The 18,394-nt window shown below is 41.7% G+C and carries 17 protein-coding genes, 1 pseudogene, 1 riboswitch and 1 other annotated feature; of the genes and pseudogenes, 7 read left to right on the forward strand and 11 right to left on the reverse strand.

Annotated features, from left to right (window positions below; genetic code table 11):
- Positions 1-5: 5 nt before the first annotated feature.
- Together AC1EKL_RS02085 and pepV are read right to left on the reverse strand one after the other, a co-directional pair.
- Positions 6-500 carry a universal stress protein gene (locus AC1EKL_RS02085; RefSeq protein ID WP_480189291.1) on the reverse strand — a complete coding sequence of 165 codons (495 nt, stop codon included), beginning with the start codon at positions 498-500 and terminating at the stop codon, positions 6-8.
- Between the two features lie 14 nt (positions 501-514).
- Positions 515-1,915, reverse strand: a complete 1,401-nt coding sequence (gene pepV / locus AC1EKL_RS02090) for a dipeptidase PepV (RefSeq protein WP_480189292.1) — start codon at positions 1,913-1,915, stop codon at positions 515-517.
- Between the two features lie 101 nt (positions 1,916-2,016).
- On the opposite strand from pepV, the gene AC1EKL_RS02095 reads away from it, so the two are divergent.
- The 3 genes from AC1EKL_RS02095 to AC1EKL_RS02105 are packed head-to-tail and all read left to right on the forward strand — an operon-like array spanning position 2,017 to position 4,669.
- Entirely contained in the window at positions 2,017-2,877 is an 861-nt protein-coding gene (locus AC1EKL_RS02095) for an NAD(P)H-hydrate dehydratase (RefSeq protein ID WP_480190183.1), read from the forward strand.
- A gap of 10 nt (positions 2,878-2,887) precedes the next feature.
- Positions 2,888-3,697 carry a Cof-type HAD-IIB family hydrolase gene (locus AC1EKL_RS02100; RefSeq protein WP_480189294.1) on the forward strand — a complete coding sequence of 270 codons (810 nt, stop codon included), beginning with the start codon at positions 2,888-2,890 and terminating at the stop codon, positions 3,695-3,697.
- A 27-nt stretch (positions 3,698-3,724) separates the two neighbouring features.
- The gene (locus tag AC1EKL_RS02105; protein ID WP_480189295.1) at positions 3,725-4,669 is read left to right on the forward strand and encodes a diacylglycerol/lipid kinase family protein; all 945 of its coding nucleotides are present in this window, start codon (positions 3,725-3,727) and stop codon (positions 4,667-4,669) included.
- 46 nt (positions 4,670-4,715) lie between these two features.
- On the opposite strand, the gene AC1EKL_RS02110 is transcribed toward AC1EKL_RS02105, so the two are convergent.
- From AC1EKL_RS02110 to leuS, 3 genes are all read right to left on the reverse strand, one after another.
- A complete protein-coding gene (locus AC1EKL_RS02110; protein WP_480189296.1) occupies positions 4,716-6,368 on the reverse strand; it encodes a putative polysaccharide biosynthesis protein in 1,653 nt (550 codons plus the stop codon).
- 86 nt (positions 6,369-6,454) lie between these two features.
- Positions 6,455-6,730: a type II toxin-antitoxin system HicB family antitoxin gene (locus tag AC1EKL_RS02115; RefSeq protein WP_480189297.1), complete on the reverse strand. Its 276-nt coding sequence runs from the start codon at positions 6,728-6,730 to the stop codon at positions 6,455-6,457.
- 69 nt (positions 6,731-6,799) lie between these two features.
- Positions 6,800-9,220 (reverse strand): leucine--tRNA ligase, encoded by a 2,421-nt coding sequence (leuS, locus tag AC1EKL_RS02120; RefSeq protein WP_480189298.1) that lies wholly within the window; start codon positions 9,218-9,220, stop codon positions 6,800-6,802.
- 67 nt (positions 9,221-9,287) lie between these two features.
- Positions 9,288-9,492 (reverse strand) — a binding site (T-box leader).
- Positions 9,493-9,584: 92 nt separating this feature from the next.
- Here leuS and AC1EKL_RS02125 point away from each other — a divergent pair.
- The gene (locus AC1EKL_RS02125) at positions 9,585-10,199 is read left to right on the forward strand and encodes a phosphatase PAP2 family protein (protein ID WP_480189299.1); all 615 of its coding nucleotides are present in this window, start codon (positions 9,585-9,587) and stop codon (positions 10,197-10,199) included.
- A gap of 46 nt (positions 10,200-10,245) precedes the next feature.
- On the opposite strand, the gene metK is transcribed toward AC1EKL_RS02125, so the two are convergent.
- Positions 10,246-11,433 carry a methionine adenosyltransferase gene (gene metK / locus AC1EKL_RS02130; protein ID WP_480189300.1) on the reverse strand — a complete coding sequence of 396 codons (1,188 nt, stop codon included), beginning with the start codon at positions 11,431-11,433 and terminating at the stop codon, positions 10,246-10,248.
- Positions 11,431-11,530, reverse strand: a riboswitch (SMK box riboswitch). (Overlaps the previous gene by 3 nt.)
- 96 nt (positions 11,531-11,626) lie before the next feature.
- Here metK and AC1EKL_RS02135 point away from each other — a divergent pair.
- Entirely contained in the window at positions 11,627-12,352 is a 726-nt protein-coding gene (locus AC1EKL_RS02135; protein WP_480189301.1) for a hypothetical protein, read from the forward strand.
- A gap of 53 nt (positions 12,353-12,405) precedes the next feature.
- Here the strand turns inward: AC1EKL_RS02135 and AC1EKL_RS02140 are convergent.
- Positions 12,406-12,939: pseudogene (locus AC1EKL_RS02140) on the reverse strand (DNA-3-methyladenine glycosylase I).
- Positions 12,940-12,986: 47 nt separating this feature from the next.
- Positions 12,987-14,420 carry an MFS transporter gene (locus tag AC1EKL_RS02145; protein ID WP_480189302.1) on the reverse strand — a complete coding sequence of 478 codons (1,434 nt, stop codon included), beginning with the start codon at positions 14,418-14,420 and terminating at the stop codon, positions 12,987-12,989.
- A 119-nt stretch (positions 14,421-14,539) separates the two neighbouring features.
- Between AC1EKL_RS02145 and AC1EKL_RS02150 the strand changes: the two genes are divergently transcribed.
- Positions 14,540-15,013 (forward strand): Fur family transcriptional regulator, encoded by a 474-nt coding sequence (locus tag AC1EKL_RS02150; protein ID WP_006916393.1) that lies wholly within the window; start codon positions 14,540-14,542, stop codon positions 15,011-15,013.
- Positions 15,013-15,183 (forward strand): hypothetical protein, encoded by a 171-nt coding sequence (locus AC1EKL_RS02155; RefSeq protein WP_480189303.1) that lies wholly within the window; start codon positions 15,013-15,015, stop codon positions 15,181-15,183. The genes AC1EKL_RS02150 and AC1EKL_RS02155 overlap by 1 nt, the downstream gene beginning before the upstream one ends.
- Positions 15,184-15,252: 69 nt before the next feature.
- On the opposite strand, the gene AC1EKL_RS02160 is transcribed toward AC1EKL_RS02155, so the two are convergent.
- The 3 genes from AC1EKL_RS02160 to AC1EKL_RS02170 all read right to left on the reverse strand — a co-directional run bounded on the left by AC1EKL_RS02160 (position 15,253) and on the right by AC1EKL_RS02170 (position 18,381).
- Positions 15,253-15,678 (reverse strand): Hsp20/alpha crystallin family protein, encoded by a 426-nt coding sequence (locus AC1EKL_RS02160; RefSeq protein ID WP_480189304.1) that lies wholly within the window; start codon positions 15,676-15,678, stop codon positions 15,253-15,255.
- A 272-nt stretch (positions 15,679-15,950) separates the two neighbouring features.
- A complete protein-coding gene (gene apf / locus AC1EKL_RS02165; protein ID WP_480189305.1) occupies positions 15,951-16,586 on the reverse strand; it encodes an aggregation-promoting factor in 636 nt (211 codons plus the stop codon).
- 469 nt (positions 16,587-17,055) lie between these two features.
- Complete coding sequence (locus AC1EKL_RS02170) at positions 17,056-18,381, reverse strand: uracil-xanthine permease family protein (RefSeq protein ID WP_480189306.1); 1,326 nt, start codon at positions 18,379-18,381, stop codon at positions 17,056-17,058.
- Positions 18,382-18,394 lie beyond the last annotated feature (13 nt).

An 18,394-nucleotide genomic window follows, 5' to 3' on the forward strand; every position in this document is an offset into this window, starting at 1 on the left:
GGAATTTAAATTTCTGGATAGGTCACATCTTCAACCTTAACTGGTTGATTATTTTCATCCGTCTTAACCACGGTGACGTCACATGGTGCATGGCGAATTACGTAAGCAGCAGTTGATCCGACAATAATCCGTCCGATGACATTCAGTCCGGTGGCCCCCACAACAATCATGTCGACATCATGCTTCTTAGGATATTGATCAGTAATAGCAATTTTGGCGTTTCCAACCATGACTGAAGAATCCACGTCCGTTAAGCCCGCTTGTTTAGCGTCTTCAACCAACTTCGTAAGAGTATTCTTCATTCGTTCAACTGCTGCATCATACATATCACGATCAATAATTCCATATCCCGCTGCAGTTGGATAGTGTTCACCATTGACAACACTTAATAAGTGCAAATGCGCCTCATTCCGCTTTGCCAAGTCAATTGCCTTATGAAAGGCCATCATTGATTGCTTGGAACCATCAATACCTACTAAAATGTTTTTGTAATTTGCCATTTTAATCACTCCTTTTAGTCCGTTACCAAATCATGAATTGCCTGCATATAAATTGCCATTGATTTAATTAAATCATCAACCGGCTGATACTCATTTGCTTGGTGCATTGTGTTTGGCGTATCTGGCATCAGTGCGCCAAAGGCAACTCCATTATCAATTAATTGGCCATACGTTCGGCCACCAATACACTCCGGCTTGGCATCTTGGTCACCAGTAACATCAATGTATGATTTCATTAATGTTTTAACAAGTGGATCTTCCGGATCAACAAAGTGCGGTGCATGGAAAGAGTCATAATGAGCATCAATTGCAAACTCGGCAGCAATCGGCTTAACCTTTGCAAGAATCTCATCAGGAGTAATTCCCTTAGGGAAGCGGAAGTTCATATCCAAGTGACCACCCTTTTGACCATCGAAATTCATGATGCCAGCATTCATCGTTAAATCACCCATGACGGGATCGGTAAATGCAGTCTTAAAGCCAGCCATTCGATCATCCAAGTGTAAGTAGTCAGCTACATAATCAATAAAGTTCTTAGCATTTCCACCAAAGTGTAAGGATTGCAAGAATTTGGCCATGTACGTTCCGGCATTAATCCCCTTTTCTGGTTCCATGCCGTGAGCAGCTTTACCGATCATTTCTAAATGAAGTCCATTCTCAGTTGCCTTCGCATCACCAGTCACTGGATTTTGCTTGAGAAATTCACCATACCGTTCCATCACTGCGTGCTTATCGGCTGTTTCCATAACAACTTCTGCTTCACGCGGTACCATGTTAAAACGTAAACCAGACTTAAATGATTTCAGAATGTCTTGCCCTTCATTGCCACCAGCAATATCGATCTTAATTGAAAACATTCCCTTTTCTCCGTTATAAACTGGAAATTCTGCATCTGGGGAGAAGCCTAAGTCAGGCATTGGTTCGGTCGCAAAGTATTTAGTCATGCCAGTCCAATCGTTCTCTTCATCCGTGCCAGCCACAAACCGAACCTTTTTATGAAACTTAACTCCCATCTCTTTTAAGGTCTTTAATGCATAGTAAGCTGCCAAACCGGGACCCTTATCATCAGAGGCTCCACGACCAATAAAATTACCATCTTTAATTACTGGGTCAAATGGGTCACTATCCCAGCCCTTACCTGCCGGCATCACGTCGAGATGGGCTAAAATAGCAATGGCCTCATCACCTTCACCCCAGTCAGCATAGCCAACCACATTGTCAATGTTTTTCGTTCGAAAACCATCCTTGGCGGCCATCGCTAAGAAAGTATGCAACGCTTGAGTAGGTCCTGGTCCCAACGGTGCATCTGGGGTTGCTTGTGAATCATCACGAACACTAGGAATCTTCACTAACGTTGTCAAATCACGCAAGTAATCATCTTTTTGCGCATTTGCTTTTGCCATCCAATCAGCCATGATTCTGCCTCCTATTATTCTTTCTACATTGATTATGATACCATAGGTTTGTAGTCGATTAAATCGTTTTCATTCATTAACACGAGGAAGTGTCAATTTATATGCAAAAATTAGATAGTTCAATTTTAAAGACCGTTATTACACCCCGTCCTCAGGAGAGTTTTAAACGGACTTTCGGCAAAATTCTCTTGGTAGGTGGTAATCACCAATTCGGTGGTGCCATTATCATGGCCAGTACTGCCAGTGTTTATAGCGGTACCGGCCTAGTTACAGTTGCGACAGATCCCATTAATTCCAGCGCCATTCATTCACAGTTACCCGAGGCAATGGTCATTGATTTTAATGATTCCAAAGCAGTTGCTCAGCTGACGACAAAAGTAGATACCATCGTTATTGGCCCTGGTCTCGGTGAAGAAGCGGAAAGTAAAACAATTCTTGAGAACGTTTTTCAGCATACCAATGAACATCAAGTGGTTGTCATTGATGGTTCAGCCATTACGTTAATGGCGCGAGACCAAATTGCTCAACCGAAGGGCCAAATTATCTATACTCCTCACCAAATGGAGTGGCAACGATTATCTGGAATTCAAATTGCTGATCAAACTGAAACCGTCAATCGAAAAGTTCGAGATGAGCTAAATGCTACCGTAATTCTGAAAAAACACCATACCGAAATTTATACAGACACCAAGGTTTACCAGCTCCCCATTGGGTCTGCGGCCCAAGCGGTTGGTGGAATGGGTGACACCTTAGCCGGAATGGTGGGTGGCTTTACAGCTCAATTCAGAAAAAACATTACCAATGCTGCACTAGCTGCAACCTATGCGCATAGTGCTATTGCCGATGAAATTGCCGAACAGCAATACGTTGTCTTACCACATCAGATTAGTCATGCCCTGCCTGGTTTTATGAAGAAAATTTCTTTAATGGACCAAGATCATACCATTGGATTTCATAATTAAGGAGTAATTAATGAACACTACATCTTATCAAATTGTTGCTTTTGACATGGACGGTACGTTTCTGACAGATGACAAAAAATTTAACCGTCCCCTCTTTGAGAAAATTCTACAAACATTTCAACGACAAGGGCGACGTCTTGTTGTCGCATCCGGTGATCCTTTAGAATGCTTACAGCGTTATTTTCCAAATGAACAAGACCAACTAACCATCATCGCGGAAAACGGCGCGCAAATCGTGGAAAATGGTCAAGAAATTCTTACCAAAACCCTTGATCCACAACTTGCACACAAGGTCATTAATTACCTTGTTCATACCATGCACATTGAACCTGTGATTTCTGGGCACCGCCAAGGATACTTCCCGAAGGATGCTTCAACTGCTACCATCAATCATCTTGCTTTTTACTACCCAACTCACCAACTGGTGGATAATTTTGATCAACTTCCTGACGATCAATTCTTTCAAATTTCCTTTCTAGTAAGTGACGATCAAATTAAAAATGCTGTTCAGAAACTAACTGCACAATTCGGTAATCCACTCGTGGTGACCCCAAGTGGAAATGGATCCATGGATTTAACTAATCCCGGAATCAATAAGGGATGGGCGCTAACGCAACTCCTAAATCGCTGGGGACAATCTCAGAAAAACTTGGTCGCTTTCGGCGATGGTGGTAATGACGTGACCATGCTTCAACTCGCGGAACTTAGCTACGCCATGCCAAATGGTGGTGAGGCCGTCCACGCGGTAGCTACGAAAGAGGCGGTTGCCGATAATAAACACGACGGCGTTTTAAAAACAATCCAAACTCAATTACTTTAGTTCAGTTTGGTAGGAGGAATCTTTCCAGTGCATTATGAAATAATTACGAATCCAGTTTCCGGAAGTGGTAAGGGGCACCAGGTTAGTCGCATGATTCAGCAATCCCTTCACCAACAAGGAGTATCCTTTCACATTAACGTTAGTCAGCGGGCCGGGCAACCACGGCAAATAGCTCAGCAATTTGCTCGCCGATCACTAACGAATACCTGTATCATCGTGATTGGTGGCGATGGTACCCTCCACGAGGTCGTTGATGGATTACTAAATACTCAGCAAAAATCACCACTTCCCGTTGCTTACATCCCCGCTGGCACTGGAAATGATTTTGCACGTGGTTATGGGATTTCTCGCAAACCGTTAATTGCCTTGCAGCAAATTTTGGACGCCCACCATCCTCACTGGATTAATGTCGGCCACTTTTTAAACTCACATCACCAATCTGGTATCTTCTTGAATAACTTCGGTACCGGATTTGACGCAGCAATCGTTCACCGGACCAATGCATCACGAGTCAAAAAGTTTCTCAATCAGCACCATTTAGGAACACTATCCTACGTCGCTAAAGCAATTGGAGTTCTCATCCGTCAACAGTCATTTACCGTTACAGTCACGACTTCTGGTCAAACGGAAATATTTCGGCACGCTTATTTAGTGGTTACTAGTAATCACCCGTTCATCGGTGGTGGAATCCAGGTCGCACCAGATGAATCAATTGATCGTTCTGAACTAGAATTGGTAGTTCTCGAAAAGAAACATTTCTTAACCTTGCTAGGTTCGATTATCATGTTCGCGGCTGGTAAAGTAACTAAATCTCGCCACGCTTACGTCTTTCGTGGGTCCCAGTTAAAATATTCTATTAGTCCAGCTCAACATGGCCAAATTGACGGTGAAGAATTAGGTTGTCACCCGTTTAATCTAACGATGACCTGTCAAAAATATCCGTTTTTAGAAGAATCCATCCATACAAAATAAGCTCCAGTCGCAACAATCGCAACCGGAGCTTATTTATTTATCTTCACTATTTAATATGCAATCGGGTTCGCAAAGCAGCCATTCTGGCGCCAAGCAAATTATCTGCTAACCGATACCGCAGGGCTAAGTAAATAAAGACGGCCATCCCAACCAAAACACCAGGAATTAGTGAGAAGAACGCAGTATACCGTCCATATGGACTTACTACCATGTTAATCAACGACATTACGACCTTAACTGCCACAAACATAATCAGGGAAAAACCAAGAATTTGGTTCGTGGACTTGGCCATGTCGTTAAAGTGTAAGCCAAATTCCATATTAAATGAATGTAAGATAAGGTAGTTAATCACCATCATTGCCAGACCAGTAGCTAAAAGTGGTCCTAAACCACGAACTAACATCATACATGGCAACTGCAGGATAAACTTAACAATGACACCAATTCCCAGATAGCTCATCATCCGTTTGTTTTCTGAAATCCCTTGCATCATGGCTGCAGCCACTGAGTACATTCCTAAGGGGATGGACATAAAGGCCGCAAATTCAAGGACTGTCACCCCCGCCGCATCATAACGGTAAAAGACGGTGTAGATCTGTTGAGCAACAGCCGCCATGCCCATCGAGGCTGGAATCATGACAAAATAAAATAACGTTAAAGCATTTTCAATCTGCTTACGAATACTCTCCGTATCATTTTGGGCCCGCGCTTCCGATAATAGTGGAATCGCTGTGGCCGCCATACCCGAAGCAAACGAAATAATGATCATGTACAACTTATTCGCATTAAATGAGAATAATGCGTAAACTGCATTGATTTCGTAGGTAGTATAGTGTCCAAGCATCCGCATTAACGGTGGAAAAGTATATTGATCAATCAATTGGAAGATGATGATCCCAGATTCAATCACAATAAATGGAATTGCTTGGTAAATAATTTTAAAAATTAATTCCAAGGTTGAAACATGGGGATTACGTTCACCATTTTTAACCAGCTCATTCATTTCCCGCAAGTGTTTAAAGTAGGCCAATGCTAAAATTGCAATGGCGCCCAATGCCCCAATGAAGGCCGCAAACGTCGACTGAGTGACCGCAATCACCCAACTCCCCCGTTGAATTTTCATTACCAAAAACGTCGCTGCGAGGATATACGCAACCCGAAAGACTTGCTCAATAAATTGCGACATTGCCGAAGGGGCCATCCAATTGTAACCTTGTAGAAAGCCCCGCGTGATACTCATTGGTGGAATGACGAGCACCGCCCAGGTCAATGACTGAATGACTGGAACCACGTTCGGATCACCAGCTGCTAAAATACCCGCTGCCAAGAACATCACAATAGAGCAGATGACCCCCATGGCAATTGACACATACATTCCTGAATGATAAAGACGTCGGCTTACTCCATACTGATCTAATCCATTATAATGTGCGACTAATTTTGAAATTGCGGAAGGAATTCCGGCCGTGGCGACCGTTAAGAACATACTATAGATGTTATACCCTTTCGCAAAAAGTGCGTTAGCCTGAGTACTATAAGCACCCATCCATGTTACCCACGGAATCACATACAAGGCACCTAACAAGCGGGAAGTAATACTACCAGCCGTCATCCACGCTGAACCCGTGACCATTTTAGCTTGGGCATCCTGGGACTTCGTTGCAGCTTGATGATCAGTTGCACTTTCTCCTGATCTCATATTTTCACCTTTTTCATTATATTTTTTAAACAATCTTTATCATTCTAGCTTGATTTAAAACGTTAAGCAATCAAATTGGCCAATTCTTAATATTCATCTAAGTCTGTTGTAATTGCTTGAACACTGACTTCATCCGTCTGAAATTCTTCAATGACTTTTTCTAAATCCGTCGGCTTTGGTACTTCTTCATGATGACTCTCCAAATCAATCACCGTCAGCGCTAAACCAATTTCCGCCCGCATTAAAGCATTCCACTTATTATCGTCCAAGACATCAGCAGCTGGTAAATCCGGAAAATGTACCTTCGTTTTTCCTGCTTCTTCACTAATTACTGCTGGGTATGAAACAATATGATAATCCATTTGATCCTCCATTCTGCGCAACGAAAAAGGCTCCTGAAACCCTTGTCTCAAAAGCCCTTTTGTCACTCATTACTTAGCAACAATGTTAACAATCTTATTTGGCACGACGATGACTTTCTTAATGTCCTTGCCTTCCACAAACTTTTGCACATTGTCATCCGCTAAGGCTGCCTTTTCAGCACTGTCCTTATCAGTATCCTTGGCTAATTTCAACTTAGCCCGTACCTTACCGTTAACCTGTACAATCATTTCAACTTCATCTTCAACAATCTTACTTGGATCATAAGTTGGCCAAGGTTGGTAAGTGATTGTATCACTTTCGTTGAATTGGCTCCATAATTCTTCTGCCATGTGCGGCATAACTGGCGCAATCATCTTGATGAACCCTTTAATATATTCAACTGGCAGGTCGTCAACTTTGTAAGCTTCATTGACGAAGACCATTAATTGTGAAATTGCCGTATTAAAGTGCATCCGTTCATAATCTTCGGTAACTTTCTTAACGGTTTGGTTGTAGACTTTATCAAGTTTACCATCGTTAATCGTTGAAATCCGGTCACGTAAGTGATTGTTATCATCCATAATTAAGCGCCAAACCCGATGAACCCATTTATTAGCCCCATGGAGACCCTTTGGATCCCAAGGAACGGATTCCGTCAACGGTCCCATGAACATTTCATAGAGTCGTAAAGTGTCCGCCCCATATTGATCGACAATTTCATCAGGGTTAACAACGTTGCCTTTAGATTTAGACATCTTTTCGTGGTTACTACCAAGAATCATTCCTTGGTTAACCAATTTCATGAATGGTTCTGGCGTTGGTACAACTCCCAAATCATATAGGAACTTATGCCAGAAACGAGCATATAGGAGGTGGAGAACTGCGTGTTCTGCACCACCAACGTACAAATCAACGGGTGACCAGTAATCTAAGGCTTCCTTGGAGGCCAATGCTTGATCATTGTGCGGGTCAGTATAACGAAGCCAGTACCAGGATGAACCAGCCCATTGCGGCATTGTATTAGTTTCCCGCAGACCATGGCGCCCGTTTTCATCATAAACATTAACCCAATCTTTAATTTTAGCTAATGGTGATTCACCGGTCCCTGAAGGTTCAATGTTGTCGGTGTCTGGCAATTCTAATGGAAGTTCATCTTCTGGTACTAAAGATGTTGTCCCATCATCCCAATGGATAACTGGGATTGGTTCACCCCAGTAACGTTGCCGACTAAAGATCCAATCACGCAGTTTATAATTAACCTTCTTTTGTCCGGCATGATGTTCAGTCAGCCAATCAACCATCTTTTGCTTGGCGTCATCAATATTTAATCCGTCCAAGAAGCCTGAATTAATATGCTTGCCGTCACCAGTATAGGCAGCTTTCTCTAAATTGCCACCTTCGATGACCTGCTTAATTGGCAAATTAAATTTATGGGCAAACGCATAATCACGATCATCATGAGCGGGAACTGCCATAACTGCACCAGTACCATATGATGCCAAAACATAGTCAGAAATCCAAATTGGCAGTTTTTCACCATTAACCGGATTGATGGCATACGCACCTGTGAAAACCCCTGTCTTTTCTTTACTCAGGTCTGTTCGTTCAAGGTCTGAACGCCGGGATGCTTCTTCTTTGTATTCCTTAACCGCCGCCTTTTGATCAGCAGTGGTAATTTGGTTAACTAATTCATGCTCAGGAGCAAGTACCACATAAGAAGCCCCAAATAACGTGTCGCAACGGGTCGTAAATACTTCAATCTTTTGATCAGCATGACCAGCAATTTCAAAGTCAACAGCAGCCCCTTCAGAACGGCCAATCCAGTTCCGCTGCATTTCCTTTACACTTTCTGGCCAATCAACCAAGTCTAAATCGTCGATCAAACGGTCAGCATAAGCGGTAATTTTCAAAACCCATTGTTTCATTGGCTTACGATAAACTGGGTAGCCACCCCGTTTTGTCTTACCGTCTTCAACTTCTTCGTTGGCCACCACTGTGCCACCCATAAAATCAGGTGCCCAGTTAACCATGATTTCGTCTTCGTAGGCCAAGCCCTTTTTATACAACTGCTCAAAAATCCATTGGGTCCACTTATAATACTTTGGATCCGTGGTGTTAACTTCACGATCCCAGTCATAAGAAAAACCGAGTGACTGAATTTGATCACGGAAGTGGTCAATGTTCTTATTGGTAAACCCCTTCGGATTATGACCAGTCTTTAGCGCGTATTGTTCCGCCGGTAAACCGAAAGCATCAAAGCCCATTGGGTGCAAAACGTTAAATCCTTGCATCCGCTTCATCCGGGACATCACGTCCGTAGCCGTGTAACCTTCAGGGTGACCAACGTGCAAGCCCTGACCAGACGGGTACGGGAACATATCCAGTGCATAATATTTCTTTTTGTTATTATCCAGTGTGGATTTAAACGTTTCATGTTGTTTCCAATAACGTTGCCATTTCTTTTCAATGGCGGAATGATCATATCCCATAATCTCATACTCCTTTAACTAACCAGTTTGCTAATCACAAAAAAATCCCGCAGATACTTCTCAGTATCTACAGGACGAACTTTTCCGCGGTACCACCCGTATTCTACATTAACGTAGCACTTCAATTCCTTAACGCGGAAAACGTCGCTGCCTACTTAATTTCAGCATTGAGCATTCATGCGGTGAGTTCATTATGATTAATTCCACATTTACAGCCCCATGTGGTCTCTGAATAATTAATCATAATTACTAATCCGCTTGCGATTAGATATTGTTATTGATGGTAGCAAATTCCACCAAATTTAGCAAGGCACTTAAGCAAATACTTTGTTAGAATATTCATTGTTTAGAAAGCGAGGGCCCTATGAAAAAAATAAAAATTTTATTTAGTATTTGTTTAATTATTTTTATTGGCTTACTTCTCATGATGCTCTTTAATCCTGCCCCAGTTCAAAGCATTGATGATGCGCTTCGGCAGATTATTAATGCCCATCGGTCAGTTGTCTGGAATATCTTTTTTGTGAACTTTACCCAATTGTTTAATTCCAAGGAGACCATTATCTGGATCGTTATTACCGTCATTCTTAGTGGGATCATGGTCAATCGGCGTTTTGTTTGGCAAGTTCTCCTCACCATTGGTTCAGGCGTGCTGCTCAATCGGATTATCAAATTGCTGATTCAACGACCGCGTCCCAATACCAATCTTTTAATGCATTACAGTAGTTACAGTTTTCCCAGTGGACATTCTAGTGCGGCTGCACTTATTCTGGGCTGTTTAATTCTCCTGACTTGGCAAGTAGTCCGCCGGAACTGGGTTAAAGTTACAATTACCACTATCCTAGTAACATTAGTGCTTGCAATTGGCTTTTCCCGTGTCTACGTTGGTGCTCATTACCCCAGTGACGTCCTCGCTGGCTGGTGTTTAGGAACAGTCGTGGTAACCGGCTTTCAGTTATTATTTAATCATTTCAAAGTTTAAAGTGAAAGATCCAGCAGAGGGCAAACCATCTGCTGGATCTTTTATCCTAACCTAAAATCTGCTTTAATTCATCAACCTTGTCAAGGTGTTCCCAAGGCAAGTCAACATCGGTCCGTCCAAAGTGACCATAAGCTGCAGTTTGCTTATAAATTGGCCGCTTTAAGTCCAGCATCTTGATGATTCCGGCTGGCCGAAGATCAAAGACCTTCCGGACAGCAGCAATCAATTCTTCTTCAGACTTGGTACCAGTACCAAAAGTATCAATTGCGATGGAAACTGGTTTAGCAACCCCAATTGCATAGGCCACTTGGATTTCTGCTTTCTTAGCATAACCAGCCGCAACTAAGTTTTTCGCAATGTAACGGGCAGCATAGGAAGCTGATCGGTCAACCTTCGTAGCGTCCTTACCAGAGAAGGCCCCACCACCATGGTGAGCTGCTCCACCATACGTGTCAACAATGATCTTCCGACCAGTCAAACCAGCATCCCCTTGAGGGCCACCAATTACAAAGCGTCCAGTCGGGTTAATAAAGTATTTAGTCTGGTCATCCAATAAATTGGCTGGAATGACGGCTTTAATAACTTGTTCCTTAACATCTTGACGAATTTGATCTAATGAAACGTCAGGATCATGTTGGGTACTAAGCACAACCGTATCAACTCGCAATGGCTGATCGTTTTCATCGTATTCAACCGTTACTTCAGCCTTCGCATCTGGCCGTAAGTATTCAATCGTGCCTTCTTTACGCAACTTTGCGATCCGTTGCATTAACTTGTGGCTAAGCATTAACGTCAATGGCATATATTCTGGCGTCTCGTCAGTAGCATAACCAAACATTAACCCTTGATCACCCGCACCAATTTGGTCGAGTGGATCACCTTCACCTTCACGAGTTTCCAGCGAGTCATCAACCCCCTGAGCAATATCCGGTGATTGTTCGTCAATTGCAGTAATCACGGCGCAATTGTCAGCATCAAAGCCGTATTGACCATCAGTATAGCCAATTTCCTTAATTGTGTGGCGGACCACTTTCTGAATATTGACGTAAGCTGATGTCGAAACTTCCCCAAATACTAGTACCAAACCAGTCGTAACTGAGGTTTCAACAGCGACCCGTGCATCTGGGTCTTGTTCAAGCATTGCGTCTAAAATTGCGTCACTAATTTGATCAGCAATTTTATCTGGATGTCCTTCTGAAACGGATTCAGATGTAAATAAATGGCGTTCTCCCATTGTTTTAATTCCCCCATAAACTTAAAAGTGTCTTTTGCGGTTACAAGGCAGCGAAGACGACCGTCTCCTCCCATCGGGAATTTGCTTCATAACGAAAACCATCTTAGCATATTTTCTGCTTCGCATTCAATCAAAAGATCGGAAACTCTGTTATACTTATTAACATTATGAACAAAAAGAAGGACGGTTTAGCATGTGGGGTTTAATTAAGCGACAATTTCACGAAATTAACTGGAAAGATTTGGTACCAACAACTTTTATTCTCCTGATTAGTTGGTCAGACGCCCCGTTTACCTATGCCATCGGGGTTCAAGGCTCGCACTTTACAACTAATATGGGAATGCTACTGATGTATGAAGTTTGTATCGGCCTGGTGGTACCAATGCTGATTTACCATCGCTTTGGTTCAACCCTTTCTCTGATTCCACTCGCAGCAAGCGTGTGTTTTGCCATCATGGGTTTTAGTAATAATTTAATTTTATTAGCCTTATTATTGTTATTACCACTCTTTTTACTAATTATTCAAATGCCTTCCATGGACTTTCAAAACACGTTCGGCTTAATCACCTTCGGCTTGTTGTTAATGTTTACCGTTTCCGTTGCTTGTGCCTATGCCAGTCTTCACTTTATTTCATGGGAGATTATTAGTTATTTGCTACCGGTAATGGCCAGCACCTGGTTTTATTTAGCACCATTCTTTTTAGAAAACGTCCGGCAATATAAATTAAAAGTAACCATCCTCGCCCTAATCTTGTTAATCTTTATTCTCAGCCGGCCCCTTCATTTGACAATCTATCTTGCGATTGCAACCATTATTGCCACTTGGTTTGTGATGATTGCTAAAGCACGGCAACAACAATCGTTGATTCTTTATTGCTTAGCGCAAATGGTCGTTATTGTATTGATTTATTGGTCATAAAAAACTCCCCCACGTTTAATCTAAACCAAACGTGGGGGAGTTATTTTATCGTTTTAGAGACGAGCGTTAATAATGCCAACAGCACACATTAACGAAAAAACGGTTGTTGGTCCAACAAATTGAAAACCGGCGTGTTTTAACTGCCGCGAAATTTCCGTTGATAATGGCGTTGCCCTTGGCAATAACTGATCATCATCAACATGCATTCGTAGTGGTTGGCCATTTACAAACGACCAGAGAAAATGATCAAGTGTTTTACCATCCTGATGGATTTGCTGCAATCGTTGAGCATTATTAATAGTCGCCATAATTTTACGCCGGTTACGGATAATTTGGGAGTTTTCCATTAATCGATCCACCTGGTGCTGATCAAACTTAGCGATTTTATCCACATCAAATTCAGCAAACGCTGCTGCAAAAGCTGCGCGTCGTTGCCAAATTATCGTCTAACTCAAACCTGCTTGAAATGTTTCTAAAGTTAACATTTTAAACAGTTCACGTTCATCATGCACTGGAAGCCCCCAATGATGATCATAATAATCACGCATCACAGCAGAATTCGACCATTTCGGGTATTTACTAGTCATTACTATCCACTCCTCTTAATAGTTTGCTCACTATTAAGATACGTATTTTAATTCGTTTTCTTTTTAGTATCACGAAGAATTAGCGCTAATCCTAAACCAATGACTTCAATTACAATCATTGTAATGAAAACAACATGGTAACCATGAAGTGAAGCGGCTAGTTTATTAGCTCCCGTACTCAACCGATTAGCAGTTGCCGTAGTTAAAATCATGGTTGCCATTGCCACCCCAGCCGAACCAAGAATTTGCCGTACCGTTGTGATTACCGCAGTCCCATGTGAAACTAAATCATTAGGCAGGGAATTTGCACCGAGGGTCACCGCCGGCATCATAACGAAGGCGTTTCCGCCTTCGATAACCATGGCACAAAGAATCATTCCCAAGAGATTTTGCACATCAGCCATTGCTAACGTCAAGAACCAACCAGCATCAATCATCAGCATTCCTATAATCATGGTTGGCTTGAAACCAATCATATCCGCCAACTTACCAGTAAATGGATTCAAAATACTCAAAAAGACCGCGCCAGGAACTAAAGACATTCCCGAAATAAACGGGCTAACATGCAAAACTCCTTGGTAGTACAAAGGAAAAATAATCGTAACAACAATTAGAGCAACATACGAAATCCCCGTCAGTAAAATTGCCATATCGTAATTAAAGGTCTTCATGACCCGTAATTCCAACAGTGGTGTTTTCAGTTTAAATTGGCGAACGCAAAAAAGAACAACCGCAATTAAACTAATGATGAGTAATCCCCAATTGAACGCCCATTTAACGTGGTGTTTGCCGATCTGATTAACCACGTACATAATTCCAATTAAACCAATTGATAGAAAGACTGACAGCCAATCCAAGGAAGTTTCGTGACGATCCATTACATTTCTAATTAAGCCACTACCTGCCATAATAATCACAGCTGTAATAATGATCATAAACAGGATGAATAAACTCTTCCAGTCAAAGAATTTTAAAACAATTCCCGAAATAATCGGGCCACACGCAAGGGCTGAGCCCATTACTAATCCGGCAATTCCCATTGTGGTTCCCCGCTCATCTTTCGGCGTGATTTCCAGCAGAACCGTCTGATAGGATGGAAAAAGAACCCCGACCGCAAAGGCTTCCATGACCCGACCGATCATCATAAACCAAAAACCGTTGACTCCCCATGAAGCCGGGGTAAAAACGATCATCAAGGAACCAACATCAAAAAGGGCAAGCGCACCAATAAACATTTGACGGAAACTTAGATTATTAAGCATCCACGGGCTAATTGGCATGCTAACACACATTACCAACATAAATCCGGTTGTCAGCCATTGGACCGTATCCGCTGAAATACCAAAATTCTGCATTAAAGTTGGGTAAGCCGTTGATAGTGAAGACTGACTAATGGACATTGTAAAAGTCCCCAACAGTAAGGTTAAAATAAACCAAAATCGACTATAAACCTTACCATTTTGATCAATACTCTCTTGCATTCTTCTCTCCCCTTGTTTAGAATGATTATTAAATAAACAATTAGTATTATAGTTAGTCCAGATTCATTTGTAAATGGTATACTAGACATTAGTTAATTTGAGATGAAGGAGTGATTAAGATGGCTGAAGCAGAATTTGATCGTGCACTAAACCGTTTAAAGGAAAATCGTGTTCGGTTAACCCCTCAACGCAAAATAATTCTAAACTATCTAATCACCCATCACACCCATCCAACGGTTGAGATGATTCTAGATGATTTGCAAAAACATGATGATAGCATCAGCTTAGCGACAGTGTACAATACCGTTAAACTATTGGTAAATTATAATCTTGTGATTGAGTTAAAAAATGGCGATGGTTCAACCCATTATGATTACTTTGGTCACCCCCACTATCACGTTGTGTGTGATAACTGTGGTAAGATTACTGATGTGATGGATGATGAATTCTATGATATTGCTAAAGAATTAGCGCGAGTAACTAGAAAAAATACAAATTATTTAGTTACCCGTAGTGATGTCGAGGTCCACGGAATCTGTCCCGATTGTCAATACAAGTTAGGACTTAACGGAAATAAAGAGGAGCTTAATTAATGATTAGTAATGAACAGCGTGCACATGAAATTGCCATTGCTTTATTGAGTAAGAAAGAATTTAATAGTCCAGTTGATGCTTATCATGAGTACATTAACGTGTTATTACCCATCCTCAAGGAATTTGATAAAGATTTTCCAGATGGCATTGCTGAACATCCAGGACGCTAGTTGATTAAAAAAGGATCGTGTTAGAAGTCGTAATGATTTCTAACACGATCCTTTTTCTATTTCTCTAAATTACTCAATATCAATGTGCGTCCCATTTTGGTTTTCAACCGTTAGCTTTGGCAAATCAAGTGCCAGAACACCATCATTGTACTTTGCACTAACCTTATCCAAATCAACATCTGGTAACCGGTATGACCGACTCATTTGTCCATACCGCCGTTCACTTTGAACAATGTCACCATTCTTGTTAGTGTGATCATCAAAGGTATCTCGATGGCCACTAACCGTTAAAATACCATCCGCATAGTTAACATGGATATCCTTCTTATCAAAGCCCGGCATGTCAATCTTAACTTGATAACCATCGTTAGTTTCTGCAATATCACTCTTCATATAGTCAGAGTTAGTAGATGGGAAAAAGCCATCATCAAAGAAATTCCGCATGTTCATCAAGTTATCAAACAAACCATCACGACGTTGTAAATCATTAGCCATAATAAAGCTTCCTTTCTTCGTTTTTTATTTCTTATTTCTCTTTACACTTATTATCCTAACCTAAATTTTGGTGAATACAAGCACTTTTTAGCACTCTATCGTTTAGAGTGCTAAAAAGTTTAACCAAGCTTGACCAATGTTGACATAAAGGCGTTTGAGAGTTCTATTATATCTCCATAATTTTAAATTAAATTTCTATATATGAATTAATTGTCATATGTAGGGCAAAAAAAGAACGGGAGTCTCCCGTTCTTGGTAATTAAAATTTAATTTTAGTACCAACCATGTGATTGCCAGAATGATTGAGCAGCACTCCAAGAACCGTAACGGCTGGATACGTACTGATCAGCAACCCGTTCTTGGTTAGCGGCGGAGTAGTCACCATTTAAGTAAGATGCAGATAATTGGTACTTACCAATGTATTGACCATTCCGTGCGGAGTAGCTACCACCAGATTCACGAGCGGCAATCCAAGCCTTGGCTGCGGCATCGTTACCGGCAACACTTGAAGTGTAGTTAGATGCACCAGTGTTAGCAGTAGCGGCCGTGTTAGTGCTTTGGCTGCTTTGGGTAGTAGTATTATTAGTGTTAGTGTTAGCTGAGTTATTAGCAGATGGTAATGAAGCAGCTTGTTGCGCAGTGGCTGTAGTAACTTCACCATCATCCTTGATTAACAACTTTTGACCAACGTAGATTAAATTCTTGTTAGCGATGTTATTGTTACTTGCTAAAGTGTCAACAAAAGTTAAGTCGTGTCCTAACTTGTAGGAAATGCCAGAAAGCGTGTCCCCTGCTTGGACAGTGTAAACTGAGTCAGCATTGGCAGTAGTAGCAGTAGCAACAGTACCCAAAGCAAGGGCACCAGTAACAGTAGCAGCAACTTTGATAGCTTTCTTATTGAACTTCATATAAATTAAAACATCCTTTTCTTTTAAAATCTGTAGTTACAAATCAATAACTTATCAACGGTTTATATAATACATGCTGTCAGTTACGGACCAATTACCACGAATTATCAAACTTCCGCATTTCTGTAAAATTTTGTAACAAAGCCGGGCTTTTTGATCAACTCAATGTCATTAAATCGTCGCTTAGCCCCGTTAAATCAGCATTTATCAACATTCCACTTTCTTCTAGTAAGCAGCTTGGTCACTTGTAACAAAACTAAGAAAACTTTTTGAATTTTTTCTGAATTAACCTTGATTTAAGCAATTTTATTCTCAAAACACCTTTTTATTACTAACGTTTGTAACAATGTAACAGCAAAAAGCGGGCGTTAACGAAGTCTTTTTGGCCCTCAGCTTCATCCACCCACAATAAAGAATGGCTCTAGCATGGTTTTACCAAGCTAGAGCCATTTGTTGTTATTAATATTAATTAGTGTCGACGCGGCATCAGTAAATTAAGGATAATGGCTGTTAATGCTGCCACTGCAATCGGTGAACCGAGTAAGTATTGCAGCATTTGTGGTGCTGCCTTAGTAATATGCGCTGGCAGTAAAATAATGGCCAAGGTTAAAACAATCGGTAATCCGATAATGTAGAGATCTGCATCTGAAGTTTTGATACCCCGAATGACATTCAGCCCATTTAACATGATTGTGACGGTAATGAGAGCAAATACACCCCCGATTACTGGATCAGGAATGGCGGTTAAGAATGCCGAAAGTTTAGAAAAGAAACCGAGCAGGATAAACCAGCCACCCGCTGCAACAAATACTTTCCGCGAAGCAACCCCAGTGATGGACACAACTCCAGCATTGGTTGAGTAGCCAGTAACAGGCGTAGTTCCACAAAGTCCAGCAAACAAACAGCTTAAACCTTCACCAACAATTCCGTGATTCCATTGTCGATCAGTAATTTTATGATTGGTAACGGCTCCCATTGCAAACCACGTTCCGGTCGTTTCAGTCGTAATGATGGCATATAAAATTAAGAACGTCAGAATGGAAGTCCAGTTGAAACTAATTCCCCAGTGAAAAACCGTCCGTTGCGGTAAGCTAAACCATGGTGCATCAACTACCGATTGCCAGTTAAAGCGTCCCATGGAAGCACTCATTAACGTCCCACATAGTAATGCAATGACGATTGAACCTGTTCTAAAGAGTTTTTGAACTCGCGGGAACCGAATACTAATGCCAACACATATTAGCATCGCTAAGGCTGTCACACTAGCAAGTTCAATATTTTGGTAAACATTTCCCTTAGCTTCAAAAATATTGCTATTGAGGGCACTTGGAATCAGTGACAGACCCACACATGTAATAATCGTGCCGCCTACTACTGCTGGCACTAACCAGTTGATAATTTTTTGGAAAATCCCACTCAACCCGAGTAGAACCAAGATAATCGCGCCAACGACTAGTGAGCCGATTAAGGTCGCCATCCCGTTTCCCTTCAAACCACCACTAGCCAGAACAATCCCAGCTGCTGCTGATAATGGCACAAATGATGGACCCTGCGACATTGGCATCTTCATAAAAATCGAGGTTTGTAAAATGGTTCCAACACCAGCCGCAAGAAATGTCGATTGGAGCAGTCCAGATGTATCAGCTGCTCCCATTGCTAACATCCCGGCTAAAATAATCGGCGGCACATAGACGTCCATTGCCATCACGTGTTGTAGACCAAGCAGCGTTGCCTCACCAGTTGGAATGTGGTCTTCCGGGCCGATTACGAGATTCCGTTGTACTTGTTCATCCATTATTAACTTTCTC

The sequence above is a fragment of the Limosilactobacillus sp. C0001E2 genome, from assembly GCF_056590915.1.